Source organism: Hymenobacter aranciens, from assembly GCF_030580865.1.
In the GTDB taxonomy this organism is placed as follows: Bacteria; Bacteroidota; Bacteroidia; order Cytophagales; family Hymenobacteraceae; genus Hymenobacter; species Hymenobacter aranciens.
The window spans coordinates 275,613-301,909 of sequence record NZ_JAUQSY010000002.1; the positions used below are offsets into that span (position 1 = coordinate 275,613).

Consider the following 26,297-nt stretch of genomic DNA (forward strand, 5'->3'; position numbering starts at 1 on the left):
AATGTAGGGTTTCGGCCGCCCAGTACACCCACAACCTGCCTGTGTTAGCTGAATTGATTCGTTTATCTGACGAACTCCATCTGCAGCCCTGCGTAGGTTTGCCCCATGAACCTGCGCGACACTGCTTCCAACCTCTCCGAGTGGACTGACCATTTTGTGACCCGCTTTTCGGCCCGGCGCGGCTGGCTGCGGCCGCTGCTCATTGAGGCCTACCGCAGCTACGGCACCCCCCAGAAGTTCTACATCAAGGGCCGGCTGGTGGCCGACCGCGGCATTGTGGCGGCCACGGCCGACGACTCGGCCTGGCGCAACTTCCGCAGCATGGTGCGCCGCTTCAACTCGCGCGAGGTGGCCGACGCTGACCTGCTGGCCGAGCTGCCCGACGGCAGCCAGCACCTCGTGACCACCGACGACGAGGGCTACTTCACGCTCATCATTGAGCCGCAGGCGCTGCCGGCGCCCACCAACTTTGTGTGGTACCCCATTCCGGTGCGGGTGCAGCGGCTGCCCCGGGCTTTCACCATGCCCAAGGAGCCCATTGCCGCGCAGGCGGCCGTGCTGGTGCCCCCGCCCGGGGCCGAGTTCGGCATCATTTCCGACCTTGACGACACGGTGTTTGAAACCCGGGCCACCAACGTGTTCAAGATGCTGGGCCGGGTGCTGTTCAGCAATGCGCAGTCGAAGCAGCCCTTCGCGGGCGTGGCCGAGTTCTACCGCCAGCTGCAGCTGGGCCGCACCGGGCGGCCCGACAATCCCTTTTTCTACGTCAGCAGCAGCCCCTGGAACCTCTACGACGTACTCGACCAATTCCTCGGCCTGCACCAGATTCCGCCGGGGCCGCTGCTGCTGCGCGACCTGGGCCTGGGCCGCGTGGAGGCCGAGATTCCGTCCGGCATCGGCGGTTCGGCGGCCATTCACTTCGCTCACAAGCTCCACGAAATCGGCGACGTGCTCGACACCTACCCCGGCCTGCCCTTCGTGCTCTGCGGCGACAGCGGCCAGGAAGACGCCCGCATTTACCGCGAAATTGTGCGCCGCTACCCGGGGCGCATCCGGGCCATTTACATCCGCGACGTGCAGGTGCCCGAGCGGGCGGCGCTGGTGACGCCTATAATAGAGGAGCTGGGGCGCGAGCAGGTGCCCATGCTACTGGTGCCCGACTACGCGGCGGCGGCGGCCCATGCGCGGACGGTGGGACTGGTGGCCTAGCGCGCCCCGCCACGGGGTAGCGCTGGCATATCTCCTCCTCCTCCTATAAAAATACGCTAGCCGGGCAGCTCGGCTAAACTCACCGCCAGCACCTGTTCCAGCTCCGTGCGGTGGGTGTTGCCCCATTCCTCCATCACCGCAATAACCGGCAGCAGGGACTGCCCCAGGCTGGTGAGGTGGTACTCCACCCGGGGCGGCAGCTCGGGGAAGACGGTTTTGGCAATCAGGCCGTGTTGCTCCATCTCCGTCAGCTGCACGTTGAGCACGCGCCGCGTGGCGCTGGGGATGGTACGCTGCATGGCGCTGGGCCGCCGCACCCCCTGGGCAATGCACGAGAGCAGGGTGGATTTCCATTTACCATGCAGCACTTCTTTGGTGAGCACGGAGCCGCAGCTCAGCGTGTTGGCAATTTTCTTCTGGTACATTGAGGCAACGGGTTAGTCGGGCCGGACAGGGATTAAATCCGCCCTATGAGCTAAAAGAATCGGGGGCCGAATAAGTTTTCCGTACTTGTCGGGCCTTCCCACGTGCCGGAATTTTGCTCCGCGAACAGCGCTTCAGCTGCGCCGCAAACGCCACCCAATTCAACCACTTCCTCCAGCATCATGGGAAAACTCACCGGAAAAGTAGCCGTCATTACCGGCGGCACCTCGGGCATGGCCCTGGCCACCGCCCAATTATTCGTGGCCGAAGGCGCCTACGTCTTTATTACGGGCCGCGACCAGGGTAAGCTCGACGCCGCCGTGCGCACCATCGGCCACAACGTCACGGGCGTGCTCGGCGACGCGGCCAACCTGGCCGACCTCGACCGCCTCTACGAAACGGTACAGCGGGAAAAGGGCCGCATCGACGTGCTGTTTGCCAGCGCGGGCGCCGCCGGCTTCGGCAAGCTGGGCGAGATTACCGAGGCCCTCTTCGATACCATCTTCGACCTCAACGTGCGCGGCACGCTCTTCACCGTGCAGAAAGCGCTGCCGCTCTTCGCCACGGGCGGCTCCATTATACTCAATGGCTCGGGTGCCTCCATCAAAGGCTATCCGGCCAACAGCGTGTACAGCGCCAGCAAAGCCACGCTCCGGGCCTTCGTGCGGGGCTGGCTGGTCGATTTGCAAGACCGCCACATCCGGGTGAACCTACTGAGCCCGGGAGCCATCGATACGCCCATGATGGCTGCTACCGGCCCCGAGTTCAAAACCCAGATAGCCGCCCTGATTCCCCGCGGCGAAATGGGCCGCCCCGAGGAGATTGCCGCCGCCGCCCTGTTTCTGGCTTCGCCGGACGCCAGCTTCGTGAATGGCATCGAGCTCTTCGTGGACGGCGGCATGGGCCAGATTTAGCGCCGCTAACCCCACCCCTCCTGACCCGGCGGCGCTGGGCTAGCGGCCCGGCGGGCGCAGAAAATCCAGCACGGCGGCCAGCACCTGCGCCGGCTGCTCCTCGAATAAGTAGTGGCCGCTGTCGAGAATGCCGACGACCCGCACGTCTTCGGCCACGTAGGGCAGGCTCATTTGCAGGTACTCGTACGACACGCCGCTGCCGATGCCCAGCACCGGCATGGCCAGGCGCGGGTAGGTGCCGGCGTCGGCAATGTCCTGGTCGAAGGCCTGGTACCAGGCGTTGGCCGCCCGGATGCTGGCGGGCTCGTTGTACACGGCCGCGTACACCGCCCGGTCGAAGGCCGTCATGCGGCTTTCGTCCAGCATCACGTAGCGAAACAGGTAGTCGAGCAGATACGCAAAGCGCCCGGCCAGCAGCTGCTCGGGCAGTTCCTTCACCTGGTTGAAGGCCATCCACCATACGTAGGGCTGCTGCCCGTTCATCTTGGCGGTGAAGGAGCCGGGGGCCGGCAGCAGCGGCAGCTGGCGCAGCCCTTCGCTGGGGTGCGCCCCATCGGCCAGGATGAGCGCCGTAGTGGCCTCCGGGTAGTTAAAGCCGAAGCTGCTGGCCACCATGCCCCCGATGTCGTGCCCCAGCAAGCTGGCCTGCCCGATGCCCAGGTGGCGCAGCAGCTCGTGGATGTCGCGGGCCATGGTTTTCTTGTCGTAGCCCCCGGTGGGCTTGTCGGAGCTGCCCATGCCGCGAATATCGACGATGATAACCCGGTAGTGCCGGGCCAGCCCGGCGGCAATGGGATGGTAGGAATACCAGGTCTGGGGCCAGCCCGGCAGGCACACCAGCGCCGGGCCGCTCCCGCCCGCCACGTAGTGCAGGCGCACGCCGTTGACGGTGGCGTAGTGATTGGAAAAGCCCGGCAGCTGCTTGATGAGCTCCTCGTCGGAGTAGGGCGCCGGGGTGGCGGACGTAAGGGTTTGCATGAAATGAAACAATTAAGCGGTTAGGAAAGTGGTGGCCGAAGTCCAGCGCAGGCCGGCGTAGCGGGCATTGTCGAGGGGCTGGTTTTGCACGCTGAACATGCTCAGCAGGTACTGCATTTGCTGCCAGTCGGCGTAGAGCTGCTGCTCACCAGCGGGGTTGGCGGCGCGGGCCTGCTGCACCCGGGCGCTCAGCTCGGCCCGCGAGCCCAAACGTACCAAAGCCAGCGGCCCCCGGCCGGCCGCGGCGGCCGCGCCCACCAGCTCGCGCGGGCTCACCTGGAAGCCGGCAATGCGCAGCCAGCGCGGCGCAGCCGGGTCCAGGGCCGTGGCGGCCGTGAAGGCGGCCGTGTCGGCCATCGTCGTGAAGTCAATCCGCCAGTCGGCATCTTCCCAGTACCCCACCTGCTGCTGCCGGAAATCGAGCAGCGGGATGTTGTAGCGCAGCACCTCGGCAAAGGCCCCGTTGAGGATGGACGTGGCGGCGATGGGTGCCTGGTCGAGTTGGGCCCGGAACTCCCGCCGCAAGTCAAAGTTGCGGTTCAGGCCGGGGGCCTGCTGGGTGTAGTCGCTGGCAAAATCGGAGGGAATGAAGCGGGGCACGCCGGCGGCCACGGCCGCCGCCAGCAGGGCCGCCTGCGCCTCCACGATAACCTCGCGCAGCCCCGCCACTACCGACACCACGCAGCTGACGCCGGTGCAGGCCCGGGCCAGAGCCGCCGCGTCGGTGAAGTCGGCGGGCCAGACTTCTGCGCCCAGCCGACGCAGGCTATCGACCCGGGCCGGGTCGGTGGTGGGGCGTACCAGCGCGCGCACCTCGGCGCCGCGCTGCCGCAGGGCCGCCACTATCAGGCCGCCCAGCTGGCCGGTGGCACCGGCTACCAGAATAAGAGAACTCATCAGAAAAGAGAATTGGGGTGAAGCCGACGCCTTATTGCCCCGGCTTTATGATACCCCAAAGGTCCCCCGACGCTGCAGCGCCCGACGCCCGATTCTTGCGCTTTTCTTGTCAATTCCTGCGCTTTTGAGCCGTAGGACAGTCCAATCGACGTAGGGGCGGGGCTTGCCCCCGCCCGCCGGGACTGCACAAGACCACCTAACCGGCGCAGTCATGCCGGGCGGGGGCAAGCCCCGCCCCTACGTCGTTCAGCTTTGCTGAAACGCCCGCGGGCTTACCCCCACGGCCCGCTTGAAGGCGGCCGCGAAATGCGCCGGCGAGGCAAAACCCAGCGCATCGCCGACGGCGGCCACCGGCAGCGCGCCGGCCCGCAGCAGGGCCTGCGCCCGCCGGATTTTCCAGCCCAGCACGTACTGGTAGGGCGAGTTGCCGGTGCTCTGCTTGAAGCGGCGGGCGAAGTGAAACACGCTCAGGTTGGCCAGCCCGGCCAGGGCTTCCAGCGTGACGGGGGCTTCGGCATGGGCCTCCAGGTAGGCATCGAGGCGGACCAGCACGGCCGCCGGCAGCGCCGCCGGGGGGCGGCCCCCGGCCGGCCGGCGCGCCCAGGTGGCGTGGTGCTCGATGAGGTAGTAGCTGAGCGCCGTGGCCAGCGACTCGGCGTAGAGCCGGCCCAGGGTGTGCGGCCGGCCGCTGGCCGCCAGTAGCTGCTGGCTCAGCTGGGCGAGCAGGCCGTCGTCGCAGCGAAACCGCTCGCGCAGGGCAAACTGCGTCAGGTCGAGGTCGCGGCGGGCCCGGTCTTCGAGCACCTGGGCATCGAGGTGGACGTGGATGAGGTCGACCGGCCCATCCCAGCCGAAGGCGCCGTACTCGCCACCGGGGTACAGGCCCACGTCGCCGCAGGCAAACCGGTCGGTATCGACGCGGCGCCCGGTGCGGCGGCTGGCCACCACGGGCCGCACGCCCTGATGCACCAGCAGCAGGTGCTGGGCATGGGCGTGCGCCGGCAGCGTCATAGCGTCGAGGCAGTAGTGCTCGACCCGCACGCCCGGCCAGGCCAGGGCGGCGCTGCTGGCCAGGGCCGGCCGCTCATACAGCTCGGAGGTGTAGGTACAGGAAGTGGGAATGGTCATCGGCAGGTGGTAACACCGGGGGCAGGGAATGGTTGGCTTTGGGCTTCCGCTTTCCTTTGCTCAACAAGGAAGACGCCCGCATCTACCGCGAAATCGTGCGCCGCTACCCAGGGCGCATCCGGGCCATTTATACAAGAGAGTTGCAGGTGCCCGAGCGGGCAGCGCTGGTCACGCCGATTATCGAGGAGCTGGGGCGCGAGGAAGTGCCCATGCTGCTGGTACCGGATTATGCGGCGGCGGCGCACACGCGCACGCCGGGACTGGTGAAATAGGAATTCGCCACCAACACCAGCGCTTCATGACGCAATTGCTTACTAAAACCGCGCCAGCAGATTTTCGGGCGGTAGTGTGATGTTTGCTTTCGTTTGCTTTAGCTTTTTACGGCCGCTCAAAAAACGAAAGCAAAACGGTTTTCGCAAGTGCTTCCGCTTTTTCGCGTTCTTGAGACGGTGGCGCAGGCACTGGGCTGGTGGGGTACCTATCCAGTAGGCAGCAGGGACGCCGGCTGCTAGTATTTCTGCAGGTACTCGGCCGGGTGCAGCTGGCGAAAACGCTCGGGAATGGGCGCCTGCCAGTAATCAATGCCTTTGCTTTGCAGGTAGGCCACCAGCTCCATCTTCAGCCGGTAGGCCTCCGAGTCCAGCGGAAAGCGCCAATCGCGCAGATACTCGGCGATGTGCTGCGGGCGGGGGGTGATATCATAGCTGACGGGCTGCTGCAGGTCGAACGGGTAGTGCGTGAGCAGGCGCAGCACCAAGACCGGGTCGCGGCCCAGCAGCGCTTCCTGCAGCGCCGAGCTGCCGTAGGCGCTGCGATACTGCACGTCGGCGCCGGCCGCCAGCAGCTGGTCCACGGTCTGGGGCCGCTCGGCCCAGATGGCGGCGATGAGCGGCGTAGGGCTGCCCGTGCGGTTGGGCACGAGCCGGGCCGCCAGGCTGGGGTCGGCGCCGTGGGCCAACAGCAGCTCCACGAAGTAATCGGAGCGGTGCAGGTCCTCAGCGGCCTCAATCAGCGGCGTGCGTCCGGAAAACGTTTCGTGAATGTTGGGGTTGGCCCCGCCGGCCAGCAAGGCGGCGGTGGCCCGGCGCTTGCGGTTAATAATGGCCCAGCTTAGCAGGGGCTGCCCTTCCACGCTGTCGCGGGTGTCGGCCCAGCTGGGGTGCTGGCGTAGCAGCCGGCGGATGGCGCCGGTGCGCTGCTGCTGCACGGCCCGGGCCAGAGCCCGCTCGGGACCGACGTAGCGCTCGGTAGCCCGACGCGGGTAGGTGTCCTCCCCCGATTGGCCCTGCGTGAGCCGCCGGGCATCGGTCAGCGAAATGGATAGTTGGGCCGGAGCCAGCAACGGACACCCCAGCAGCAGGGCCAGTAAATAACGGTGCATTAACGGACGAGTAAGGGGTAGTAGAATCGCGGCCCGCGAAAGTGCCTCCGCGCATGGGTATTCTGAAGATTGGTATGCCGGGGGCAGCGGCGGCAGGCCGCGCGGGCCTGACAACTGCCCGAAAATGCATTTCCACGGGGCCGCTGGTTTGGCTGCCCGACAATGGCCTCGCCCAGCGGCCGCGTGCCGCCGGTAAACCGGGCCGGGCTGTAGCCCAATGGTGGCCGGGTGCCGGCTTGGGCCACGGCCGGGGCCAGCAGCCCGAGCGACAGCAGCAGGAGCAGGTACAGGAAACGCATGCAGGGAAGCGTTGAATGAGGGCCGTAAGTTACTGCGGCAGCCGCACCTGATTGTAGTAACGGATGAAAGTGGGCAGGTCCAGTGCCGGCGCCAGGTAAGGCAGCTCGGCGGCAAAGCGGCGGGCCTCCGGGCCCTGCGGCTGGTAGTCCTCGGCCACGGGCGCGGGCTGCCGGGCCAGCTCGGCCACCATATTCGTCCAGTACGACAGCCCCAGCGTGTGCGTCAGCAAGGTGAAATACCCCCGAATATCGAGCCCCAGCGGGTACGGCGTTTCGCCAAATTCGAGCAGGTACAGCGCCGGGCTGGCCTGCGCGTTGTGCAGCAGCCCCACAGCGGTTTCGTCGCCACGCCGGTCTACGGGCCGGAACTCCGGCAGCCGCGGGTCTTCGAACGCGCCTTCGCCGGTATACACAATACCCTGCCACGACTGGTAGATACGGTCCAGCGGCAGCAGGTCGATGTGCCCCGTTACCTTCACCGAGCCCTTGGATTCCCAGCTCAGCAGCAGCCCGTTCAGGTGAGCCCCGTAGTCGCGCATCGCCGCCGGTATCCACTCCGGTGGTTTCACCTTGGCCGTGTCTTTCCTGGTGGCTGGCGCCGAACTTCTGATGCGAAGAATGGTGGCGAAGCGGTCGACATTATCTACTAATTCGTCGCCCAACTGACGGTAACTAAGCTTTCCGCTGAATTCATTCTCCATAAGGTTCAGGAAAGGCGCAAAATACAGCGTGGGCTACAAAGCCGTTAGCGGCGCAGACGCACCTGGTCGTAGAGATGCACGAAGGCGTCCAGGCTGAACTCGGGCAGCACGGCCGTCATTTTGACCACAAATATCTGCGAGGCAGGATAGCTCGGCCCGGCAAACGGCTGGTCCGGCTGGGTGGTGAAATGTAAGTGGAGCTCGCGCATGAGCACGGTTCCGTAGCTATGGCCCAACGACAGGGTGAGCAGTTGCAGGTAGCCGTCAAAGTCCACACCTAATGGCTCAGGCAGCTCTTCGCCCAGGCTACAGCGATAGAGCTCAGGGTCGCGGGCGGCGGTGAGATAGAGCCCCACGGCGGACTCGTCATTATACATATCCACGACTTTAAAGTCGCGCAGGCGCTGCTGCTCGGCCGGGGCGTCGGGCGCCTGCAGAAACTCCTCGAAGTACACGATGCCTTCCCAGCTGGCGCAAATATCTTGCAGGCGCTGAATGTCGATGCGGCCGCTTACCAGCGCGGGACCTTCTGGTAGGGTTGTTTCGGTATGCCAAGGTTGCGTATAGCCGTTGAAGACGCTCAAGAACGCGTACAGCTGGTCGGGCAGCCATTCCGGATGCACCAGCTTGCCCAGTTCCGGCCTCTTAGGCGTAGCATAAGTGCGCGGTGGGTCAGACTCGTAGTAGTCTGCCCGTCCGGAAATAGTCCGCAGAATTTCCAGGTAGTCCAAAGCCATGCGAACTATACTAATAAAGAAGAGTAGCCGAAGAATTACGCCTAGTACCGAAGGGCCGTGAAGGAGCCGGCAAAGATGCACCCGGTTTTCAATTCCGCTTGCCAGTTCCGGCCCTACACGACCTGCCCCAGCTCCCGGCGACTTGCTTTCGCTTTCGGAGCTATTCCAAAAACCGAAAGCACTTCGGCCCGGCGGCGGGGCCGCGCCATGGTGGCGCAGGAAAACCGGCCCGCTCAGCAAAGCAACTTCGGCCTTTTCAGCAAAGCCCCCCGGCGCAAGGGCGGCGTAATTTTGCATCGTTCCAACCGCCCGCCCCGATGACCTTCCAGCAGCAGACGCCCTACGCCGACATCCTCCTGGCCTGTGGCGGCGACCAGCGCTACGGCGGCGAGAGCAGCTTCGAGGACAACGTGCTGGTGAGCGTGCTGGCCGGCGAGCTGCGCGTGGTGCAGGCCAGCCACACCCGCTGCTGCCCCGCCGGCAGCACCGTGCTGCTGCCCCGCAAGCAGCCCACCACCCTGCTCAAGTATCCCAAAGACGGTGCCGCGTACCACGCCATCGTCATGAAGCTGCCCACGGCCCTCGTGCGGGACTACTACACCCGGAACAGTCCGGCGCCCACCGCCGCTTCCTCCGCCGAGGTGCTGGTGTTTGCCAAAAGCCCGCTGCTGCAGAGTTTATTCGCCTCACTGCTGCCCTACCTAGAGCTGGAGCAGCCCCTGCCCGACAAGCTCCTGGGCCTGAAGATTAGCGAAGTGCTGGAAGTGCTGCGCAGCCTCGACCCGCGCAGCGACGCCGTGCTGGCCGATTTCGCCGAGCCCGGCAAGATTGACCTCGTGGCCTTCATGGAAACGCACTACATGTTCAACCTCCCGCTGGCCCGGTTCAGCTACCTCACCGGCCGCAGCCTCACCACCTTCAAGCGCGACTTCAAAAAAGCCTTCCAGCTGAGCCCCCAGCGCTGGCTCACGCAAAAGCGGCTGGCGCTGGCCCACTACCAGCTGGCCGAACGCCAGCGCAAGCCGGTGGAGCTGTACCTGGAAGTGGGCTTCGAAAACCTGGCGCATTTCTCCTACGCCTTCAAAAAGCAGTTTGGCTACCCGCCTACTGCGCTGGTCAAACCAGCGGCCACCGGGGTGTAGAGACGCGACCCATCGCGTCTCGTCGGTCGCGCCATCCGGGAATCGTTCAACGACGAGACGCGATGGGTCGCGTCTCTACACCCGCCAAACAGCTAATAGCATCTCGGCAAATTCCGCCACCAGGCCCCGTCAGGGCCTGGCCAGGCAAGCTATGCCCATCCCATAATATCCGGCCGGAACGGTTCCGCCGGCTCATCTTCCCTTACCCATTACAGTTCCCCATGAAAACCGCACTCGTCACCGGCGCCAACAAAGGCATTGGCCTGGAAGTCGCCACCCTCCTCGCCCGGCAGGGCTTTTTCGTATACCTCGGCAGCCGCGACCTCGCCAACGGCGAGGCCGCCGTGCAGCAGATTAAGGCCAGCGGGCTCACCAATCTTGCGGCCGTGCAGCTGGACGTTACCAGTCCCGAATCTATCCAGGCCGCCCGAGCGGCCATTGGCGAGCAAACGCCCGTCCTGGATGTGCTAATCAATAACGCTGGCATCTCCGGCGGCGCGCCGCAGTCGGCCCGCGAAGCTACGTTGGAGCAATACCGGGCCGTGTTCGAAACCAACGTCTTCGGCGTGGCCGGCGTCACCCGGGCCTTTCTCGACTTGCTGGCGCAGGCCCCGCAGCCGCGCATCGTGAACGTGAGCAGCGCCATGGCCTCGCTTACGCTCTACGCCGACCTCGACAACCCGAATTTCGCCCACCGCTACCCCGTATACCAGGCCTCAAAAGCGGCCCTCAACATGTACACCGTCAACCTGGCCCACGAGCTGCGCGGCACGGCCTTTAAGGTGAATGCCGTGTGCCCGGGCTACACCCAGACTGACTTTACCGGCCACCAGGGCACCAGCACGGTGCAGGAGGCCGGCCAGCGCATCCTGAAGTACGCTCTGCTGGCGGCGGCCGGCCCCACCGGCCAATTCTTCAGCGAAGAGTATTTCCCGTCCCCGGCCAGCTGCCCGTGGTAAGCGGCGCGGGCGGGATTATGTGGCCAGGGCTACAAGGCAGAATACAGGCAGCCCCGGATTTGACGAATAGCCAGCCCGCGCAACGGGTCTTCGGCGTAGGTATTGAACCGGATGATACACCGGCCTTGCCGGGCCGAGCGGAACAAGCTGATGCCAATGCATTCCTCGGCCCGGTTTTCCCGGTTCCGGCATTCATAAACAATGCTATCCATCACCAGCTGGCTCCGGGCCGCATCCGCAGCGGTTTGGTAGCACAACACTTCGATGGTGCCGCTTTCCCCAATCGGCTTGCGAAATCCCGTGCGGAAACCCTGCCGCAGCCGGTCTTCACGCCGGGGGCCTGCCAGGTTGTAGGGCGGGTCGACCCGGGGGTCCTCAATAAAACAAGTGTCGGTTTCAAAAACCGCCCGGTATTGCCGTTGCTTGCCCTGGCAGCTGCGCTGCACGCAGCCCGGGAACACCTGGTCTATCTGGCGCAGCAGCCGGCTGACCGAGTCCGGCCGGGTGGCATACGCGCAGGGAGGCCCCCCGCGCTGGGCGACCCGCGGGGCACCCGAAGCCAGCAGCAGTTGACCAGCCCCCACCAGCCCCAGGAGAATCACGAAACGTTTCATTGCAGCTACTTGTGGCTTGTTATGGTTGTTGCGCTGATTAATAATCCCCCAGCCACTGCTCAAAATTCTCATGCGCCTGGTAGGCACGCGCCATCACGGCGGCCGGGTCGGGGGCAATGGCAAGCTGCGCGGTGTGGGTGAGCCAGTCCATGTAAAGGTGATGTTCCGAATACTCCTCGGCAGTGGCGGCCAATACCTCCCGTGCGTATGCAGAGGTGAACTTTTGGGCATACCGACCAGGAGAATCCCGCTCCGACTCAAAGTAGAACAAAATCTCGTCAATGTAGCCCGTGCCATAGGGCAGTAGGGAGAGGAATTCGGCGAACGAGCTGGCAAATACTCCCATCGTTCCTTCACTACCTAGCAGGACGACCGGTCGTGAGGGCCCAACATTGCCGGGCTCTTGCCAGGTGGCGATGGTGCTCCCATCGCCCATCAGGCCGAAGATATCGAGCCGACTGGCTATTGCTGGCGCAAAGCCGCGGGCATAAACCCGTTGGGCAGCTTCAACCGGTATTAGCTCAAAATCGCCGAAATCTGTCGTCGTCTGGAAGAGCGTGGCAAAGGCCTGCCGCAGTTCAGCCTCCGAAAGAGCAGTCATTGTCAGTAAATAATAAAGTCATAGGGAATAAGGGCAATCAGCCCGCCGCCGCACCTGCGCCGGCCCGACGCCGGCAAAGATGCGCCGGGTTTTCAATTCCCCCGCCCGGCCCCGGCAGCGGGCGAAGCGGCCGCGGCCGCCGCAGCTTGCTTTCGCTTTTCGGAGTGGCAAAAAAAGCGAAAGCAACACCGTTGCGCTTTTTGCTTTCGCTTTTTCGCGTTGCTTAAAAATGGAAAGCAGCGCCACCTTGCTGCTGCGCCTTTTCGAGGCTTTAGCTGCGCGGGGGATTGGGTTTCTCCCCGGCAAGGATGGGGTTATCAGATGCCAGGGGCCAGCTTGACCTGGTCGTAACGGGCCACGAACTCCTCCAGGCTGAAGTCTGGGTAGACCTGTAAGAATCTCGGCAATATCATGCGCAGCGTGTCGCAGGTAGCTCTATCAGCATCCAGAGTGAACGGACGCGCCAGCCCCCGGGGGCTGGCCAACTCGACCAGCAGACTCTGCCAATTCAGAAAGCCCAGCGTGAGTTGCAGCAGGTTCATGTACCCTTGAATATCGACTTCCAGCGGCAGGAGCCGAGGCCATCCGCGCTCTTCGAAGTGATACAAGTGCGGGCTGCGCTGCGCATCGTGGAGCAGGCCCACGCAGGCATCCGCCTTAAAGATATCCACGGGCCGGAAATCCTGGAGCCGGGCGTCGTCGTTGGTGTCGTAGATATAGTAGATATAAAAGTCGTCGGGCGTGAGGGGCGCATAGATTTCCTGCACCCTGCTGCAAGCTGTGAGCGGTACTGAACAGGTTCCTGCCGGCCTTGGCTAGTTACGTAGGCGTACTTGAGCGTAACACTTTACTAAATTGTCCAAGTTAAAACCGGGCACTACTGATGTCATACCGGCGACGTAAGCCTTAGCCTCCGCACTTTGAGGTGTGTAGGTTTCATCATCAGGGGTGCTACTTAGTTCTAGCAATACCCGGTGCCAATGCTCCCCCGCCATTGAGTGAGCCAACAAAGCTAAATAACCCGGAGCTAAATAACCCGGAAAATCCACTCCCAATGCTAAAGGCAAGCCTTCAAAAGGGTAGTAGTAAAGCTGGTTGTCGTTGCGCTCATCGTAATAAAACCCAACACATTTTTCAGCGCCAAAAATAAAATCGATTATTTTGAAGGATTTGCGCCAGGCATCAGCAGGCTCTTTAGAACCAAAGTCAATTATTCCTTTCCAAGGACTAAAAATGGAGGAGAAGTCTTGAATTTGTACTGCCCCTACTTGTATTGGCTTTCCGTTTATTGTTGCAACACTTTGCCATTCAAAAAACAAACCATTTGTTTCCTGTACAAAATCAATGATTGATTGCGGAAGCCCCTTTGAACGTCGAAGGCGGGCCTTCTCATTCTTTCTTAAGCCGTAGGAAAGACCTAAGTTGCTAATTACAAAAATGTCAGGCAATTTATTAAATCGAAGCACCCAATCAATAACGGCTGCCAAAGGCGCTTGAATTTCCATGTGGTTGTAGTGGTTGGTGTGTAAGAAAAGCACCTCGCAGATTACGCAAATCTACGCCACCTGCTTTCGCTTTTCGGGACGCGGTAAAAAGCGAAAGCAAAACGCTTCGCACAATTGCTTTCGCTTTTTCGCGTTGCTTAAAAATGGAAAGCACTTCTGCCCTGCTGCCACGCCTGCGCGCTTTTTTCGGGCTCAGCCAGACGGCGCTCGGGCGCGCCCTGCGGCTGGGCCGCGTCATGGTATCGCAGGTCGAGCGTGGCCTGCGCTCGCTGCCGCTGGCAGCGGGCCTGCCCCAGGCCGCCCTCACCCTGGCCTACCAGCGCACCCCGCCCGAGCCGCCCGCCGAGGCCCCCGATGCCCGCGCCCTGCTGCGCCGGGCCCGCGCCGACGAGCACCGCGCCGGGCAGCTGGAATTTGAGCTCAGCCGGCTGCCCGAACGGGCCGTCTGGGCCCGGCGCCGGCTGGCGGCGCTGCCCACCCTCACGGCCGCCCTCGCGCCGGCCGGCGGCCCGGCCCCGTCCTGGCTGAGCGGCTTTGCCACCGAGGCGCGGGCCGAGCTGCTGCGCAGCGGCAGCACCGCCCAGGCCCGGCTGCGCGCCCGCATTGCCGGGCTGCGCGCCGAGGCCGCCGCCCTGACGCAGGAAGCGGCCGAACACCAGGCGGCAGCCGACGACGCCCGCGCCTAGCGGGGCAGCTTCACGGCATCGTAGCGGGCCACGAACTGCTCAAGGCTGAACGAGGGCACGAGTTGGGGCAGGCCGGCCAGCAGCTCGTCAATCATGTTGCCGTGCACGTCAGGCAACACGCGGAAGGGGCGCGCCTGGCCCGCGGGGCTGGCCAGCTGCACCAGCAGGCTCTGCCAGTGGGGCCAGCCCAGCGTGAGCTCGAGCAGCTCGAAGTAGCCGGGCAGGTCAACGCCGGTGGGCAGCAGCTCGTCGTCGATGTTGTAGTGATAGAGCTCGGGGCTGCGGCGCTCGTCGTGCAGCAGGCCCACGCTGGCCGCGTCGGCGAACCGGTCCAGGGGGCGGTACACGCGCAGGCGGGGGTCTTCTCCCTCCAAGCCGAAGTAGATTTCGCCCTCCCGGCTGGGGCCGTAGAGCTTGTCCAGCGGGAGCAAGTGGACGTGAAAGACAGTCCCGCCTTTATGAGCCGTCCATTGCATGTGGATGCCGTTTAACCGCTTGGCGTAAGTGATGATGGAGGCAGGAATGCGGTCGGCTTTGGCCTGCGCCACCTGCTTCTGCGTTGCTCCGCGATAAGCAACATGAATATCCTTAGTGGCCAGCTTAAAGAGGCAATCGTATAGCCTGCTGATGGGGGCTCGAAAGTTGTAATCAATCATGGAAGAAAACGACGGGTCCGCCCAAATATACCAGGAATATCAACCCGGTTTGAGGAGGCTGGTGGGCCGGGCCGGGGCCCGGGCAAGCTCCCTTTGCTCGGCCCCGGGCCCGGCGCCCGCCCACAACCCCGGCTTTGCCGGCTGCGTACCCGGAGCCGGCCGGGCCCTGGTTTGCCCGCGCCGTTCACTTATTCACTTTATCCCTTGAAAACCCTCATTCTCTTTTACTCCACCTACGGCCACGTATATAAGCTGGCCGAGGCCATTGCCGAAGGCGCCCGCGAAGTAGCCGGCAACGAAGTCGTCATCAAGCGCGTGCCCGAAACGCTGCCGGCCGAGGTGCTCGCCAAAATGGGCGCCACCGAGGCCCAGAAAGCCTTCGCCCAGGTGCCCGTGGCCACCCCCGACGAGCTGGCCGACTACGACGCCATCATCTTCGGCACGCCCACCCGCTACGGCAACATGTGCGGCCAGATGCAGGCCTACCTCGACAGCACCGGCGGCCTCTGGGCCAAGGGCGCGCTGGTGGGCAAAGTGGGCGGGGCCTTCGTGAGCACCGCCACCCAGCACGGCGGCCAGGAAACCACCATCCGCGCCGTGCATACGGCCCTGCTGCACCACGGCTTCATCCTCGTGGGCCTGCCCTACGCCTGGCAGGGCCAGATGGGCCACCACGAAGTAACCGGCGGCACGCCCTACGGCGCCAGCACCGTGGCCGGCGGCCAGGGCGAGCGCCAGCCCAGCTCCAACGAGCTCGAAGGCGCCCGCTTCCAGGGCCGCCACACCGCCCAGATTGCCAGCAAGCTGGCGGGCGGCGCCAGCTAGGCCGCCTTTTCGACTTATAAACAGCACAAGCCCGGTCTGCTCCCTGCAGGCCGGGCTTGGTGCGTTTAGCGGCGGCGGTCGGGCAGCACCTGGTTGGGGTCGAGGCCCAGGCGGTGCAGGTCTTCCTCAATCCGGTGGGCAAAGCCGGGGCTTTCGTACGTGAGCTCATCCGTCCGATACAAGAGCTGCCACTGCGCTACCCCCAGGCAGGCAAAGGCCCGCAGCAGGTAAGTGGTGAAGGACAACTGCAGCGGATAGATATCATCCAGGTCACCGCTGAGCCAGCAGACGTCGGTCGGCGCATCCGGTGTGGCTGGCAGCCGCAAACAAGGGTACTTTTCGGCATCAATGTTCTCAAACGGATGCAGCTCCGCCAAGCCGGGAACCCAGTCGGCATGGCCGACGGCCCATAGTACGCCATCATTCACCCGGTGGTCCCAGTGCCTGACTGTTCTCGAGTTGTGCCCCCCAAATACCCGCGCCAGCGGCCACAAGTCAATGGAGCCCCCCCGTTGTGCTTCCCCGGCCGGCCGTTCGGCCGTATCGGCCCAGTTCCACCGCAGGGTACAGCCGTCTAACTGGCCGTAAAACGCCCGCAGCTCGCCCGGAACCGGCTGCCCGGTTTCCCGGCGCAGCCGCTCAAAGGTTCCCAACGTCATGCCGAAGGAAGGGGGAGCCTGGTCGTCTTGCAGGCCCCGCCAGTACTGGCCCCACTGGGCATAGAGCTCGACGCCCGGCACCGCCTGCAGATACGCGATAGCATCGGCGAAGAGCTGACGGTAATCGGGGCCGGCGGCGGGTGCGGGCGCGGCATACCGCGCCACGTGCGCCGGCAGCAGCGGCAGGGCCTCCGGAAACAGGGCCCGCACCTGGGCCACGACCGTCCCAATGGCCTCGGCGTAGTCCGCCTGCTCGTCTTCGGCAATGAACAGCAGTTGCCACAGCTCGATAAAGCGCAGGGCTACGCCGGTTTCCACGTACTGCGCTGGCGTGAATGGCAAGCGGTGCAGGCGGTCAAAGCCCAGATAAAAGGCCAGTTCGGTTCGCTTATCCACCTCGCGCCAGAGCGTGTAGGTGTTGTGCTGTAGGCGGTCCAAGACCCGGTACGTGCGAAGCTCCTCCTGTTGGGCAGCGGGTAAGGCAGGGTCCCAGAAGGGTTCCGTCTGTAATGGTTTATCTGGGTAATAAAAACTGGTTTCCTGGATTCCCAACCCAGCGAAAGGGGTAAACCAGGCGTACCCGGTGATAAGCTCCGGGCCTAGCTGCGGCTGGCAGCCAAACCACTCCACGCTCAAGACCGAAACCTGGTTATAGATGGCCAGTAAATCGGCGGGAACCCCAGTTGGCAACCGCTGTCGGAATATCTTGCGCACCTTGGACCACTGTACGGGTTCGGTGGGAGCTGTTGCCTTAAACCGTTGCACAAAAACGTGCTCCAGCTGCTGCATGGCGGCAGCTACCTCGGTAAATAGGGAGTGGTAGTTCATCAGCCGGACAATTCTTTAGTGAAGCGCCAAAGGTATACCTTCTCGAAGCCTCGTTGCGCAACGTCGCGGCTGCCAGCCCCGGCGTTAAGCCCGGCGGTCTGGCAGCACTTGGTCGGGGTCGAGGCCCAGACGGTGCAAGTCTTCCTCAATCTTGCGGGCGAAGTCAGGGTCCTCCCCCTGCAGCTCGTCGGTCCGGTAGAAAAACTGCCACTTGTACACCCCGGCGCACGCAAAGGCCCGGGTCATATAGTCCGCAAAGCCCAGGCGAAGCGGATAGATTTCGTTGAGGTCGCCGGTCAGCCAGAATAGCTCGGGCGGCACTGTCGGGTCAGGCATGAGCTTCAGACAGGGGTAGTACTCGGCCCGGATAAGCTCAAACGGCCGCAACGGCCCCAGGCCCGGGACCTCGGCCGCGTGCCCACGTGCCCACAGCTCGCCATCGTTGAGCGTATCGTCCCACACTTTGCGCCCCGAACTATTAAAGCCGCCAAATACCCGGTCCAGCCCCCAGAATCGCAGCGACCCACCCCGCCGCTCTTCATGGTGGTCCTGGTCTGCCCACCACCACGTCAGGTAGCAGCTGTCGAGACGGCCGTAAAAGGCTTGCAACTCGGGCGGCACGGTCCAGCCCGTTTTGCGGCGGACCTGCTCGAACTGCCCGAGCGTGGCCCCACACAGCCGCGAGCTACTACGCTCTTCCAACTCCAAGCCGGGCACGGCGCGCAGGCGTTCCAGCACTTCCAGGTACAGGCGGCGGTAGTCTGGGCTGGGGGGCAGCGGCGGCGGGGCCGGAAAGCGGGCCGTCACGTGGACCGGAATCCGGTCGGCCGACTCGGGAAACAGCTGGCGCACCTGGGCGGCCACCGTGCCGATGGCATCGGCATAGGCCGCCTGTTCGGCTTCGGGAATGAACAGCAGCTGCCAAAGCTCGATAAAGCGCAGGGCAAACCCGGTTTCCACGTATTCGACGGGGGTAAAGGGCAGCGGGAGCGGGCGCCCGTCGGCCAGGTAAAAAGCCAGCTCTTCCCGGTCGGGGCCCGGCCGCCACAGCGTGCATGTGTTGGCGGGTGCGTAATCGAACACGTGGTACCCGGCGGCTTCAGGGTGCGAATTGGCCAGCCAGTCACCTTGCCCATTGGAGTAGGCATGGGGGCAACTGGTAAACAGGTTTAGTATCGGTACGATAAAGCACTCACCGATGATGCCCGGCGGCTGGCCCGCCGGGTCATCGTATTTCCAGCGAACCGATAGGTCATTGGTCTGCTCGTAAATGGGCAAAAAAGCCGCCGGCACCTGGCGGATGGCCGCTTGCTTGCTTGCTTGCTTGCTTGCTTGCTTGCTTGCTTGCTTGCTTGCTTGCTTGCTTGCTTGCTTGCTTGCTTGCTGCGCGGGTACGCCTTGGCCACGGGCAGGCGCTCCAAGGGGCCGACTACAAACCAAACGTCGCGGAAGCCCGGCTGGTGTTGCATGCGCTCGCTTAGTTCAGCCGCAAGAGGGGCAAGTGGGATCATAGTTCGATATTGTTACCGAGGGTAGTATTGCTTTGCTCAAGTTCGCTGGCAATTGTTTGCGCAACGCAAGGTCAGGATAAAGTTAGTTACGCCCGGCAAGCAAGCTGCTGCTTAGCCCCGGCAGCCGCGCCCGTCGTAGCAGGCCGCCAGCGCCTGCAGGTTGAAGGCGGGCACGAATTACTGCGCCGCCGCCGCGTAGGCCTGGGTTTCGGGGCTCCAGCCGGCGGGCGGCCCGCAACAGCGGCCGGCGCGGCTTCACCAGCTCCTGAGCTACGTGGTCGTGGTGCCTTCGCTTTCGGAGGAGGGCGTGTAGTTCTGGAGTTTTACCGCGTGATAACAGGCCACAAACGCGTCGTAATCGAATTCCGGCACCCAGGCCGTCATGTCGCGGCGGAATTTCTCCGGACGGTCCACGCTTGTCCGGTAGGCCGGATTCCGCCCATCGTTGGGCAGCAGCGAGAGTACCACTTTGGGCCAGTAGAGGTAGCCCATCGTGTGACGCAGCAATTGCAGATAACCGGCAAAGTCGACGTGCAGGGGGTAGGGCTCGTCGCCGTTGCCAAACTCCAGGTAATAGAGGCCCGGGTCCTGGGCCGCGTCGTGGTACAGGCCCACCCCTGCTTCGCCCACGAAGATATCCACGATTTTGAAGTCCCGCAGCCGCGGATTTTCCGGTTCCAGGCCCGGCTCGTCGGGCATGTCGAAGTAAGCGGCCCCCTCCCAATCACCGTAGATGTCTTCGAGCGGGGGAAAGTCGTAGCGGCCCCGGCAGGCGGGCCGGCCCGAGCCATCGTCGGGTGTTTTCCAGCCCAGCCGCCGCACGCCTACTTCCTTGTCATACTGCCGGAGCGCGGCCGGAATCCACTCCGGGTGGGGTATTTTGGCCAGCGCCTTGCGGTTGCGCTTGGTATCCGACAAGGTCTCCGTCGTCGTGAACAACTCGAAAACCCGGTCATCTACGTCCAGGAGAAGGAATATCATTTCGCGGGCCATCACAGCGCAGCGCCTGGGATGTAGCAGGCGACGGGCGCAAGATAACGCCGCTTACCCGGGCAGAGCCATGAGCACGGAGGCGGCCGCGGTTAAGGGCGCAGGCGCACCTGGTCGTAGAGTTTCACGAAGGGTTCTACTCCAAACTCCGAATGCCCCCGCCCCTACGCCACCAGCTGCGCAAACAGCCGCGCCAGCAGCAGCTCGCCATCCTCGCACAGCCCCGGGTGCACGGCCGAGCACTGCAGCACCGTGCTGCGCGTGGCCGTGAGCCAGCGAAACCGCTCGGCCAGGCCCAACTGCCCGATGGGCCCGCCCTCGGCCCGGCCCCGGCAGATGCGCTCGAAGGCCCGCAGGCGCTCTAGCACTTCTTCCAAGTCAAAATTCTCGCCCGCGAAGGCGCGCAGCCGCTCGGCGGGCAGCTGGTAGCGCACCTGCAGGAAGTTGAGCCCCCGGCAGTACACCACCACGCCCACGTTGAGGAATTCCTCACGCTCGACCCGCGGCACGACCCGCAGCACGGCGTACTCAAAAACGTGCTTGACGGGCATTTTCAATTTCCTGAACAAAGGTTTCGGATGCCGCCAGCCGGGCTTTGATAAAGCCGGCGTAGGCCTGGCGCTGAGCTTCAGCGGTAGAGTCGGGCGCGGCTTCGAGCAGCCAGGCCTCGGGCACCAGCGCCACGATGGCGCGGATGACTTCGGGTGTGAGGCGGGCGTGGCCCTGAGCGTCGGCGGCCGGCAGCTCGGTGGCGCGGGGCAGCAGCACGTGGTCTTTTATCTGCAGAAAGGGGCGCGGGCGCGGCGTGGCCCACTCCGGCCCGGCGTGGTGCACATACAGCGCCGCCCCGTGGTCGATGAGCCACAGCTCCTTGTGCCACATCAGCATATTGGTGTTGCGGGCGGTGCGGTCCACGTTCAGCGTCAGCGCATCCAGCCACACGATGAGCGAGGCCTCCTCCGGCGTTACCTGCGTCGTGAGGGGGTCGAAGGTAATGGCGCCGCTGAGGTAGTGCAAAGCTAGGTTCTGGCCGGTGCTGGCGCGCAACAGGTCCTGAATTTCCTCGTCGGGCTCGCTGCGGCCGAAGGCTTCGTCGAGGTTGATGAACACCAGCTCGGGCATGCGCAAGCCCAGCGCGCGGGCCAGCTCGCCCACGATGAGCTCGGCGATGAGAGCCTTCACGCCCTGCCCCGCTCCGCGGAATTTCACCACGTAGAGAAAGCCGTCGTCGGCCTCGACCAGCGCGGGCAGCGAGCCACCCTCGCGCAAGGGCGTCACGTAGCGCGTCACGTCCACGGTGCGCAGGGAGAAGTTGGGGGTTGGCATGGGGCAAAAGTAGCGCGGACTTTGTAGTCCGCGAGTCTGAACGTTATTCATCGCGGACTGCAAAGTCCGCGCTACTAGCTCGAATGGTCGGCCACAATCACCCACTGCCCCCGCACTTTGCGCAGCACCAACAGATAATGCCCCTGCAAATCAGTCAGCCCACCGGTGCGGGCCAGGTGCCAACGCCCCACCACCTGCGCCGCCTCAGCCCCGAGCAGCGTCACGCGCAGGCCGGAGAAGTCGAGCTGGCCCATCGCAGCTTTATCGGGGTAGCTTTTCTGGTAGTTGGCCAGCGTGGGCTGCCAGCCGTAGGTCAGGCCTTTTTTGCCGATGAAGACCAGCGAGTCGGACTGCCAGTAGCCCTGCATGTAGCCGGGCAAATCGCCGCGGTTCCAGGCGGCGGCCTGCACCGTTAGTACTTCTACGATAGCGCGTTTGGCTGCAACGGTATCGGCGGCGCTGGGCGGGCGGGTGCTGGTGCAGGCCGCAAGGAACAGCGTTATGGTGAGTGCCCCGAAGCAGCGCAACCAGCTTATTTTGTATTTTTTGACGTTCGGCATACAATTATCAGACAATATTACGTCTGTCATGCTGACGAAGGAAGCATCCTCTCGCGCTCGAACGAAATCGTGATGGCGCGAGAGGATGCTTCCTTCGTCAGCATGACAGTTCCGCGCTCAACGCTACTCATCCTGCAATGCCTGCACAAATGCCGGCCCCAACTGGCGCATGTTGCGCAGCACCCGCCGCTGCTTGGCCCGCGCCTGCGGCCCCGGGTCGGAGGCCCGGAAGCGCAGCGGATTGGGCAGCACGCCGGCCAGCAGCGCGGCTTCTTCTTTTGATAACTCGCTAGCGGGCTTATTGAAATAGCGCCGACTGGCCGCCTCCACCCCGAAGGTGCAGTCGCCCATCTCGGCCACGCTGAGGTACATTTCCATGATGCGGCGCTTGTCCCAGAGCAGCTCGATAAGCACCGTGAAGTAGGCTTCGGCGGCCTTGCGCACGTAGCTGCGACCGTGCCAGAGAAAGACGTTTTTGGCCACCTGCTGCGAGATGGTGCTGCCGCCCACGATGTGCTTGCCGTCGCCGTTCCAGTTGTGCTTGGCGGCGCTGACCATCGCATCCACGTCGAAGCCGTGGTGCAGCAGGAAGCGCTGGTCTTCGGCCGCTACCAGGGCCAGGGGCACGGCGGGCGCCACTTCGTCGAGGGTGCGGAAGTCGTAGCTGATGTGGCGCGGCGCCTCCTGGATGCCGTAGTAGCCCTTGCCCACGGGCGGATGGGCGCGGCGCTCCAGCATTATCCAGGTGGCGGGCGGGGCTACCCAACGGTAGACCAGCACCCAGGCCACCGATAGCAAAAACAGCACCGCCAGCACCTGAAGCAGGATTTTGCCACCCAGCCGGAGGTAGTGGGCCACGGGGAAAGCGGAAGTAGAAACAGCCATTGGGCCGTAAAATTAACCCGCTCACGGCGACGACCCACCGACCGGCCGGGAGAAAATCAATTTATAATTCGTCTAAATAAGCCCGGTTGTAGTGTACCTTTGCGCCATCAAAACACTTTTTCCTGCCTGATGGACCACATTATTACCCGGTCGACTAAACTCCTTGCTACTTCCTGCTTCGTGCTGCTGGCCAGCGGCGCGCACGCCCAAACCAGCACCGGCAGCCTGCGCGGCCGCGTGCTGCTGGGCGCCGACCAGCCCGCCGCCGGCGCCTCGGTGATGCTGGCTGGCACCACTACCGGCACCAGTACGGACGCCAACGGTAACTTCCAGCTCGACAACGTGCCGGCCGGCACCCACACCCTCACGGTGCGGCTGGTGGGCTACGCCACCCAGGAGCACCGCGTGCGCGTGGCCCAGGGTGAAACCACCACCCAGAACTTTGGCTTACGGGAAAGCGCCAGCGAACTCGACGAGGTGACCGTGGCCGGCGACCGGCCCAACAAGTTTGTGCGCCGCACCTCGGAAGACGTGGGCAAGATGCCGCTCCGCAACCTGGAAAACTCGCAGGTATACGCCACCGTGGGCAAGGAATTGCTGACCGAGCAGTTGGTGTTTTCGGTGGACGATGCCACGCGCAACGCCCCGGGCCTGCAGAAAATGTGGGAGCCCACCGGCCGCAGCGGCGATGGCGGCTCGTTCTACGCCTCGCGGGGATTTGTGGTGGCCAGCCAGCTGCGCAACGGCGTAGTGGGCGCCGTTACGAGCACCACCGACGCGGCCAACCTGGAGAAGCTCGAAGTCATCAAAGGCCCTTCGGCCACGCTCTACGGCTCGGCCCTGACGTCGTACGGCGGCCTGCTCAACCGCGTGACTAAGAAGCCCTACGAGAAATTTGGCGGCGAAGCGGCCTTGTCGGCTGGCAGCTACGGCTTCCACCGCGCCAGCCTCGACGTGAACACGCCGCTCAACGCCTCTAAAACGCTGGCGTTCCGCCTCAACGGCGCTTACAACTACGAGGACAGCTTCCAGAATGCGGGCTACGCCGGCTTTGCGAAAAACGTAGCTATTGCGCCCAGCCTGCAGTTTCAGCCCAACGACAAGCTGACCATCAACCTCGACGCCGAGATATACCGCGGCACCAACGTGGGTAAGCAGATTATCTACCTGTATTACCTCGACCAGGTGAAGAACTTCGGCTTCTCGCGGGCCGACCAGGCGCCGCTCGATTACCGGCAGTCGTACCACGGCCCGGGCCTGACGCAGGACTCGCGCAGCACCAACCTCTTCGGGCAGGTGCGCTACCGCATTTCGCCCAGCTTTACCTCGACTACCTACCTCAGCTCGAGCCGCAGCTACTCCGAAGGCAAAGGGCCCTACTTCTACCTGGCCTCCGATATTGCCCTCGATACCACCGCCACCGCGCCCGGCGTGAGCCGCCTGCTGCGGGCCGACCAGTCGACGCAGAACAGCATTCGCCAGACCTACGAAGTGCAGCAGCTCTTCAACGGCGACTTCCGGCTGGGCAGCCTGCGCAACCGCGTGGTGCTGGGCCTCGACTTCCTGCGCATCGACTCGGATATTGACTTCTTCGGCGGCATCATCGACCAGGTGCCGCTCAACGTGCCGGGCTACGACTACCGCACCTTCAACGGCGCGGCCGTGAATGCCGCCTACGCCGCCACGCCGCAGTCGCACTACCTGGTTACCACCAAAATCAACACCTACAGCGCCTTTGTGTCGGATGTGCTCAACCTCACCGACAACCTCAACGTGCTGGCCGCCGTGCGCATCGACCGCTACGACAACAAGGGCGGCCTGCTGTACTCGCCGATAGAAGCCTACGAGCAGACGGCCGTGTCGCCCAAATTTGGCCTGGTGTACCAGCCGGTGAAGGACCGCGTGGCGCTGTTTGCCAACTACCAGAACAGCTTTACCAACCAGAACGCCACGTTCATCGACCCCGCCGGCACGTCGCGGGTGAGCAAGCCCGAGCGCGCCAACCAGTTTGAAACCGGCGTGAAGCTCGACGCGGCCGCCGGCCGGGTAAGCGCCACGGTGAGCTACTACGACATCCGGGTAAACAACATTGTGCGCAACCTGGGCACCGACCCCGGCACCGGGCTGGGCATTGCCGTGCAGGACGGCACGCAGTGGAGCCGCGGCACCGAGCTAAACCTGACGGCCAACCCCGTGCCCGGCCTGAACATCGTGGGCGGCTTCGCCTACAACTACTCGAAGTTCGTGAACACCAGCGACGACGTGAACGGCCGCCGGCCCAACACCGCCTCCTCGCCCTACCTGGCCAATGCCTGGGTGAGCTACCGCCTGCCGGCCGGCGCCCTTAAAGGCCTGGGCCTAGGTGTGGGCGGCAACTACGCCAGCGACAACGACATCCTCAACAGCGCCTCGGCGGGCGTATTCACCCTGCCCAGCTACACGGTGCTTAACGCCAGCGCCTTCTACGACCTGGAGCACTACCGCTTCGCCGTGAAAGTAGACAACCTCACCGACCAGAAGTATTGGATTGGCTACACCACCTTCAACGCGCAGAAGCTGCGCAGCATCGTGGGCTCGGTGGCGTATAAGTTTTAATCTTGAGTAATTTGTAGCGCGGACTTTGGCTTCGCCGACCTTCGGTTGTGGTCGGCGAAGCCAAAGTCCGCGCTACTTCCCCCTGTAAGCCCATGACCTTCAAACAAGCCGTCGGCAAGTTGCATCTCTGGCTGGGCCTGGCCTCGGGGCTGGTGGTGTTCATCATCAGCCTCACGGGCGCCATCTTCGTCTTTCAGGATGAAATCCGCGACGTGGTGGAGCCCGGCCGCAAGGTGGAAGCCCAGACGGCGCCCATGCTGCTGCCCTCGCGCCTGCAAAGTATTGCCTTGGCGAAGCACCCCGGCGTGCCAGCTTCGACTACCTGGACCACCTACTTCGGCCCCGAGCGCGCCGCCACGGTGTTTTTCACCGATTCGGCCCAGCGGCCCATTATGGTATCACTGAATCCCTACACGGGTCAGATTCTGAACGAGCAGAACCTGCAGCGCCACTTTTTCAGCATCGTGCAGGCCATCCACATGACGCTGCTGCTGCCCGAGCCGGTGGCCGGCTGGGTGGTGGGCGGCAGCGTCATCATCTTCGTGGTGATGCTGCTGACAGGGCTGGTGCTGTGGTGGCCCAAGCGTCAGCAGGAGCGCAAGCAGCGCTTCACCATCAAGTGGGGCGCCCGCTGGCGGCGCATCAACTACGATTTGCATAACGTACTGGGCTTCTACGCAGCCAGCATTGCGCTGCTGCTGGCCCTCACCGGCTTGTTCATGATTTATCCGAAAATGCTCGACGCCGTCATGCTGGTGGCCAACGGCGGCCGCAGCTACCCGCAGGAAAAGCTGGACGCCAAAATCGACACCCTGCAAACCGTGCCCCGCGCCGCCCAACCCCTGCCCGACCTCATCTACCGCACCGTGCGCCAACGCTCGCCCCGGGCCGAGATGGTGCTCATAGGCCCCGCCGGCGACGGCAAGGCCCCGGCCTACTGCTGGGTGTATGGCAAGGCCCTGCACTACTATCACCGCGACGAATACGCCTTCCACCCGCAGTCGGGCCAGCTGCTGCAGGCGCTTTTCCACGATACCAAAAGCGCCGGCACCCGGCTTTCCGACATGAACTACGACCTGCACACGGGCCAGATTCTGGGCCTAGGTGGCAAAATCGTGGCCTTTCTGGGGAGTTTGATTGCGGCCAGTCTGCCCGTCACGGGCACCGTGCTGTGGTGGGGGCGGCGGCACAAGAAGCCGAAGAAGCAAAAGGCGCGGGCGGTGGCGGCCTGAATTTTCCAGACGTTTCACCTTGCCCTGACGAGCCAGCAACTCTTGCTGCTGGCACG

The 26,297-nt window shown here is 63.9% G+C and carries 29 protein-coding genes; 9 read left to right on the plus strand and 20 right to left on the minus strand.

Features of this window, described 5'->3' with window-relative positions:
* Positions 1-105: 105 nt before the first annotated feature.
* On the plus strand, positions 106-1,209 hold the full coding sequence (locus Q5H93_RS03385; protein WP_305005077.1) for an App1 family protein phosphatidate phosphatase: 1,104 nt from the start codon (positions 106-108) through the stop codon (positions 1,207-1,209).
* 56 nt (positions 1,210-1,265) lie between these two features.
* Here the strand turns inward: Q5H93_RS03385 and Q5H93_RS03390 are convergent, their stop codons facing one another.
* The gene (locus Q5H93_RS03390) at positions 1,266-1,634 is read right to left on the minus strand and encodes a winged helix-turn-helix transcriptional regulator (RefSeq protein WP_305005078.1); all 369 of its coding nucleotides are present in this window, start codon (positions 1,632-1,634) and stop codon (positions 1,266-1,268) included.
* Between the two features lie 180 nt (positions 1,635-1,814).
* Between Q5H93_RS03390 and Q5H93_RS03395 the strand changes: the two genes are divergently transcribed.
* Positions 1,815-2,546, plus strand: a complete 732-nt coding sequence (locus Q5H93_RS03395; protein ID WP_305005079.1) for an SDR family NAD(P)-dependent oxidoreductase — start codon at positions 1,815-1,817, stop codon at positions 2,544-2,546.
* 39 nt (positions 2,547-2,585) lie between these two features.
* Here Q5H93_RS03395 and Q5H93_RS03400 read toward each other — a convergent pair whose 3' ends face one another.
* The 3 genes from Q5H93_RS03400 to Q5H93_RS03410 all read right to left on the minus strand — a co-directional run bounded on the left by Q5H93_RS03400 (position 2,586) and on the right by Q5H93_RS03410 (position 5,549).
* Positions 2,586-3,524: an alpha/beta fold hydrolase gene (locus Q5H93_RS03400; RefSeq protein WP_305005080.1), complete on the minus strand. Its 939-nt coding sequence runs from the start codon at positions 3,522-3,524 to the stop codon at positions 2,586-2,588.
* 12 nt (positions 3,525-3,536) lie between these two features.
* Positions 3,537-4,421, minus strand: a complete 885-nt coding sequence (locus tag Q5H93_RS03405) for an NmrA family NAD(P)-binding protein (protein ID WP_305005081.1) — start codon at positions 4,419-4,421, stop codon at positions 3,537-3,539.
* A 246-nt stretch (positions 4,422-4,667) separates the two neighbouring features.
* Positions 4,668-5,549, minus strand: coding sequence for a helix-turn-helix transcriptional regulator (locus Q5H93_RS03410; RefSeq protein ID WP_305005082.1), 882 nt, complete (start codon positions 5,547-5,549; stop codon positions 4,668-4,670).
* 56 nt (positions 5,550-5,605) lie between these two features.
* Here Q5H93_RS03410 and Q5H93_RS03415 point away from each other — a divergent pair, with 56 nt between their 5' ends.
* Positions 5,606-5,821: a hypothetical protein gene (locus tag Q5H93_RS03415; protein WP_305005083.1), complete on the plus strand. Its 216-nt coding sequence runs from the start codon at positions 5,606-5,608 to the stop codon at positions 5,819-5,821.
* Between the two features lie 236 nt (positions 5,822-6,057).
* Here Q5H93_RS03415 and Q5H93_RS03420 read toward each other — a convergent pair whose 3' ends face one another.
* The 4 genes from Q5H93_RS03420 to Q5H93_RS03435 are packed head-to-tail and all read right to left on the minus strand — an operon-like array spanning position 6,058 to position 8,667.
* Positions 6,058-6,930, minus strand: coding sequence for an ankyrin repeat domain-containing protein (locus tag Q5H93_RS03420; protein ID WP_305005084.1), 873 nt, complete (start codon positions 6,928-6,930; stop codon positions 6,058-6,060).
* Positions 6,930-7,229: a hypothetical protein gene (locus Q5H93_RS03425; protein ID WP_305005085.1), complete on the minus strand. Its 300-nt coding sequence runs from the start codon at positions 7,227-7,229 to the stop codon at positions 6,930-6,932. The genes Q5H93_RS03420 and Q5H93_RS03425 overlap by 1 nt, the downstream gene beginning before the upstream one ends.
* Positions 7,230-7,258: 29 nt before the next feature.
* The gene (locus Q5H93_RS03430) at positions 7,259-7,930 is read right to left on the minus strand and encodes a hypothetical protein (protein WP_305005086.1); all 672 of its coding nucleotides are present in this window, start codon (positions 7,928-7,930) and stop codon (positions 7,259-7,261) included.
* A 44-nt stretch (positions 7,931-7,974) separates the two neighbouring features.
* A complete protein-coding gene (locus Q5H93_RS03435) occupies positions 7,975-8,667 on the minus strand; it encodes a hypothetical protein (RefSeq protein WP_305005087.1) in 693 nt (230 codons plus the stop codon).
* 317 nt (positions 8,668-8,984) lie between these two features.
* Between Q5H93_RS03435 and Q5H93_RS03440 the strand changes: the two genes are divergently transcribed.
* Both Q5H93_RS03440 and Q5H93_RS03445 read left to right on the plus strand, forming a co-directional pair.
* Positions 8,985-9,809 (plus strand): helix-turn-helix domain-containing protein, encoded by an 825-nt coding sequence (locus Q5H93_RS03440; RefSeq protein ID WP_305005088.1) that lies wholly within the window; start codon positions 8,985-8,987, stop codon positions 9,807-9,809.
* 221 nt (positions 9,810-10,030) lie between these two features.
* Positions 10,031-10,768 carry an SDR family oxidoreductase gene (locus tag Q5H93_RS03445; RefSeq protein ID WP_305005089.1) on the plus strand — a complete coding sequence of 246 codons (738 nt, stop codon included), beginning with the start codon at positions 10,031-10,033 and terminating at the stop codon, positions 10,766-10,768.
* A gap of 29 nt (positions 10,769-10,797) precedes the next feature.
* On the opposite strand, the gene Q5H93_RS03450 is transcribed toward Q5H93_RS03445, so the two are convergent.
* The 4 genes from Q5H93_RS03450 to Q5H93_RS03465 form a co-directional block, all read right to left on the minus strand.
* Positions 10,798-11,382, minus strand: a complete 585-nt coding sequence (locus Q5H93_RS03450) for a hypothetical protein (RefSeq protein WP_305005090.1) — start codon at positions 11,380-11,382, stop codon at positions 10,798-10,800.
* Positions 11,383-11,419: 37 nt separating this feature from the next.
* Entirely contained in the window at positions 11,420-11,983 is a 564-nt protein-coding gene (locus Q5H93_RS03455) for a hypothetical protein (protein ID WP_305005091.1), read from the minus strand.
* A gap of 317 nt (positions 11,984-12,300) precedes the next feature.
* Entirely contained in the window at positions 12,301-12,750 is a 450-nt protein-coding gene (locus tag Q5H93_RS03460; RefSeq protein ID WP_305005092.1) for a hypothetical protein, read from the minus strand.
* Between the two features lie 48 nt (positions 12,751-12,798).
* On the minus strand, positions 12,799-13,488 hold the full coding sequence (locus Q5H93_RS03465) for an SMI1/KNR4 family protein (RefSeq protein ID WP_305005093.1): 690 nt from the start codon (positions 13,486-13,488) through the stop codon (positions 12,799-12,801).
* A gap of 143 nt (positions 13,489-13,631) precedes the next feature.
* Between Q5H93_RS03465 and Q5H93_RS03470 the strand changes: the two genes are divergently transcribed.
* The gene (locus Q5H93_RS03470; RefSeq protein WP_305005094.1) at positions 13,632-14,174 is read left to right on the plus strand and encodes a hypothetical protein; all 543 of its coding nucleotides are present in this window, start codon (positions 13,632-13,634) and stop codon (positions 14,172-14,174) included.
* Here the strand turns inward: Q5H93_RS03470 and Q5H93_RS03475 are convergent.
* Positions 14,171-14,830 (minus strand): hypothetical protein, encoded by a 660-nt coding sequence (locus Q5H93_RS03475; RefSeq protein WP_305005095.1) that lies wholly within the window; start codon positions 14,828-14,830, stop codon positions 14,171-14,173. The two genes, Q5H93_RS03470 and Q5H93_RS03475, sit on opposite strands and share 4 nt — an antisense overlap.
* Before the next feature lie 204 nt (positions 14,831-15,034).
* Between Q5H93_RS03475 and wrbA the strand changes: the two genes are divergently transcribed.
* The gene (gene wrbA, locus Q5H93_RS03480) at positions 15,035-15,655 is read left to right on the plus strand and encodes an NAD(P)H:quinone oxidoreductase (protein WP_305005096.1); all 621 of its coding nucleotides are present in this window, start codon (positions 15,035-15,037) and stop codon (positions 15,653-15,655) included.
* A gap of 65 nt (positions 15,656-15,720) precedes the next feature.
* Here wrbA and Q5H93_RS03485 read toward each other — a convergent pair whose 3' ends face one another.
* The 7 genes from Q5H93_RS03485 to mtgA all read right to left on the minus strand — a co-directional run bounded on the left by Q5H93_RS03485 (position 15,721) and on the right by mtgA (position 22,387).
* Positions 15,721-16,752, minus strand: coding sequence for a hypothetical protein (locus Q5H93_RS03485; protein ID WP_305005097.1), 1,032 nt, complete (start codon positions 16,750-16,752; stop codon positions 15,721-15,723).
* A gap of 474 nt (positions 16,753-17,226) precedes the next feature.
* Complete coding sequence (locus tag Q5H93_RS03490) at positions 17,227-18,420, minus strand: hypothetical protein (protein WP_305005098.1); 1,194 nt, start codon at positions 18,418-18,420, stop codon at positions 17,227-17,229.
* A 503-nt stretch (positions 18,421-18,923) separates the two neighbouring features.
* The gene (locus tag Q5H93_RS03495; RefSeq protein WP_305005099.1) at positions 18,924-19,634 is read right to left on the minus strand and encodes a hypothetical protein; all 711 of its coding nucleotides are present in this window, start codon (positions 19,632-19,634) and stop codon (positions 18,924-18,926) included.
* 173 nt (positions 19,635-19,807) lie between these two features.
* Positions 19,808-20,194, minus strand: coding sequence for a DUF3037 domain-containing protein (locus tag Q5H93_RS03500; RefSeq protein WP_305005100.1), 387 nt, complete (start codon positions 20,192-20,194; stop codon positions 19,808-19,810).
* A complete protein-coding gene (locus tag Q5H93_RS03505) occupies positions 20,172-20,969 on the minus strand; it encodes a HipA family kinase (protein ID WP_305005101.1) in 798 nt (265 codons plus the stop codon). Before Q5H93_RS03505 ends, Q5H93_RS03500 begins: the two co-directional genes overlap by 23 nt.
* Positions 20,970-21,043: 74 nt before the next feature.
* On the minus strand, positions 21,044-21,529 hold the full coding sequence (locus tag Q5H93_RS03510; RefSeq protein ID WP_305005102.1) for a YybH family protein: 486 nt from the start codon (positions 21,527-21,529) through the stop codon (positions 21,044-21,046).
* A 123-nt stretch (positions 21,530-21,652) separates the two neighbouring features.
* Positions 21,653-22,387 carry a monofunctional biosynthetic peptidoglycan transglycosylase gene (mtgA, locus tag Q5H93_RS03515; protein ID WP_305005103.1) on the minus strand — a complete coding sequence of 245 codons (735 nt, stop codon included), beginning with the start codon at positions 22,385-22,387 and terminating at the stop codon, positions 21,653-21,655.
* A gap of 156 nt (positions 22,388-22,543) precedes the next feature.
* On the opposite strand from mtgA, the gene Q5H93_RS03520 reads away from it, so the two are divergent.
* Positions 22,544-25,009, plus strand: coding sequence for a TonB-dependent receptor (locus Q5H93_RS03520; RefSeq protein WP_305005104.1), 2,466 nt, complete (start codon positions 22,544-22,546; stop codon positions 25,007-25,009).
* Positions 25,010-25,101: 92 nt separating this feature from the next.
* Positions 25,102-26,241 carry a PepSY-associated TM helix domain-containing protein gene (locus Q5H93_RS03525; protein ID WP_305005105.1) on the plus strand — a complete coding sequence of 380 codons (1,140 nt, stop codon included), beginning with the start codon at positions 25,102-25,104 and terminating at the stop codon, positions 26,239-26,241.
* Positions 26,242-26,297: the final 56 nt, after the last annotated feature.

Excerpts from the sequence above, each read along its gene's own strand:
- Q5H93_RS03385 (WP_305005077.1), top strand. The coding sequence starts at position 106 with ATGAACCTGCGCGACACTGCTTCCAACCTCTCCGAGTGGACTGACCAT.
- Q5H93_RS03390 (WP_305005078.1), bottom strand. The coding sequence starts at position 1,634 with ATGTACCAGAAGAAAATTGCCAACACGCTGAGCTGCGGCTCCGTGCTC.
- Q5H93_RS03395 (WP_305005079.1), top strand. The coding sequence starts at position 1,815 with ATGGGAAAACTCACCGGAAAAGTAGCCGTCATTACCGGCGGCACCTCG.
- Q5H93_RS03400 (WP_305005080.1), bottom strand. The coding sequence starts at position 3,524 with ATGCAAACCCTTACGTCCGCCACCCCGGCGCCCTACTCCGACGAGGAG.
- Q5H93_RS03405 (WP_305005081.1), bottom strand. The coding sequence starts at position 4,421 with ATGAGTTCTCTTATTCTGGTAGCCGGTGCCACCGGCCAGCTGGGCGGC.
- Q5H93_RS03410 (WP_305005082.1), bottom strand. The coding sequence starts at position 5,549 with ATGACCATTCCCACTTCCTGTACCTACACCTCCGAGCTGTATGAGCGG.
- Q5H93_RS03420 (WP_305005084.1), bottom strand. The coding sequence starts at position 6,930 with ATGCACCGTTATTTACTGGCCCTGCTGCTGGGGTGTCCGTTGCTGGCT.
- Q5H93_RS03425 (WP_305005085.1), bottom strand. The coding sequence starts at position 7,229 with ATGCGTTTCCTGTACCTGCTCCTGCTGCTGTCGCTCGGGCTGCTGGCC.
- Q5H93_RS03430 (WP_305005086.1), bottom strand. The coding sequence starts at position 7,930 with ATGGAGAATGAATTCAGCGGAAAGCTTAGTTACCGTCAGTTGGGCGAC.
- Q5H93_RS03435 (WP_305005087.1), bottom strand. The coding sequence starts at position 8,667 with ATGGCTTTGGACTACCTGGAAATTCTGCGGACTATTTCCGGACGGGCA.
- Q5H93_RS03440 (WP_305005088.1), top strand. The coding sequence starts at position 8,985 with ATGACCTTCCAGCAGCAGACGCCCTACGCCGACATCCTCCTGGCCTGT.
- Q5H93_RS03445 (WP_305005089.1), top strand. The coding sequence starts at position 10,031 with ATGAAAACCGCACTCGTCACCGGCGCCAACAAAGGCATTGGCCTGGAA.
- Q5H93_RS03450 (WP_305005090.1), bottom strand. The coding sequence starts at position 11,382 with ATGAAACGTTTCGTGATTCTCCTGGGGCTGGTGGGGGCTGGTCAACTG.
- Q5H93_RS03455 (WP_305005091.1), bottom strand. The coding sequence starts at position 11,983 with ATGACTGCTCTTTCGGAGGCTGAACTGCGGCAGGCCTTTGCCACGCTC.
- Q5H93_RS03465 (WP_305005093.1), bottom strand. The coding sequence starts at position 13,488 with ATGGAAATTCAAGCGCCTTTGGCAGCCGTTATTGATTGGGTGCTTCGA.
- Q5H93_RS03470 (WP_305005094.1), top strand. The coding sequence starts at position 13,632 with ATGGAAAGCACTTCTGCCCTGCTGCCACGCCTGCGCGCTTTTTTCGGG.
- Q5H93_RS03475 (WP_305005095.1), bottom strand. The coding sequence starts at position 14,830 with ATGATTGATTACAACTTTCGAGCCCCCATCAGCAGGCTATACGATTGC.
- Q5H93_RS03495 (WP_305005099.1), bottom strand. The coding sequence starts at position 19,634 with ATGATATTCCTTCTCCTGGACGTAGATGACCGGGTTTTCGAGTTGTTC.
- Q5H93_RS03500 (WP_305005100.1), bottom strand. The coding sequence starts at position 20,194 with ATGCCCGTCAAGCACGTTTTTGAGTACGCCGTGCTGCGGGTCGTGCCG.
- Q5H93_RS03505 (WP_305005101.1), bottom strand. The coding sequence starts at position 20,969 with ATGCCAACCCCCAACTTCTCCCTGCGCACCGTGGACGTGACGCGCTAC.
- Q5H93_RS03510 (WP_305005102.1), bottom strand. The coding sequence starts at position 21,529 with ATGCCGAACGTCAAAAAATACAAAATAAGCTGGTTGCGCTGCTTCGGG.
- Q5H93_RS03520 (WP_305005104.1), top strand. The coding sequence starts at position 22,544 with ATGGACCACATTATTACCCGGTCGACTAAACTCCTTGCTACTTCCTGC.
- Q5H93_RS03525 (WP_305005105.1), top strand. The coding sequence starts at position 25,102 with ATGACCTTCAAACAAGCCGTCGGCAAGTTGCATCTCTGGCTGGGCCTG.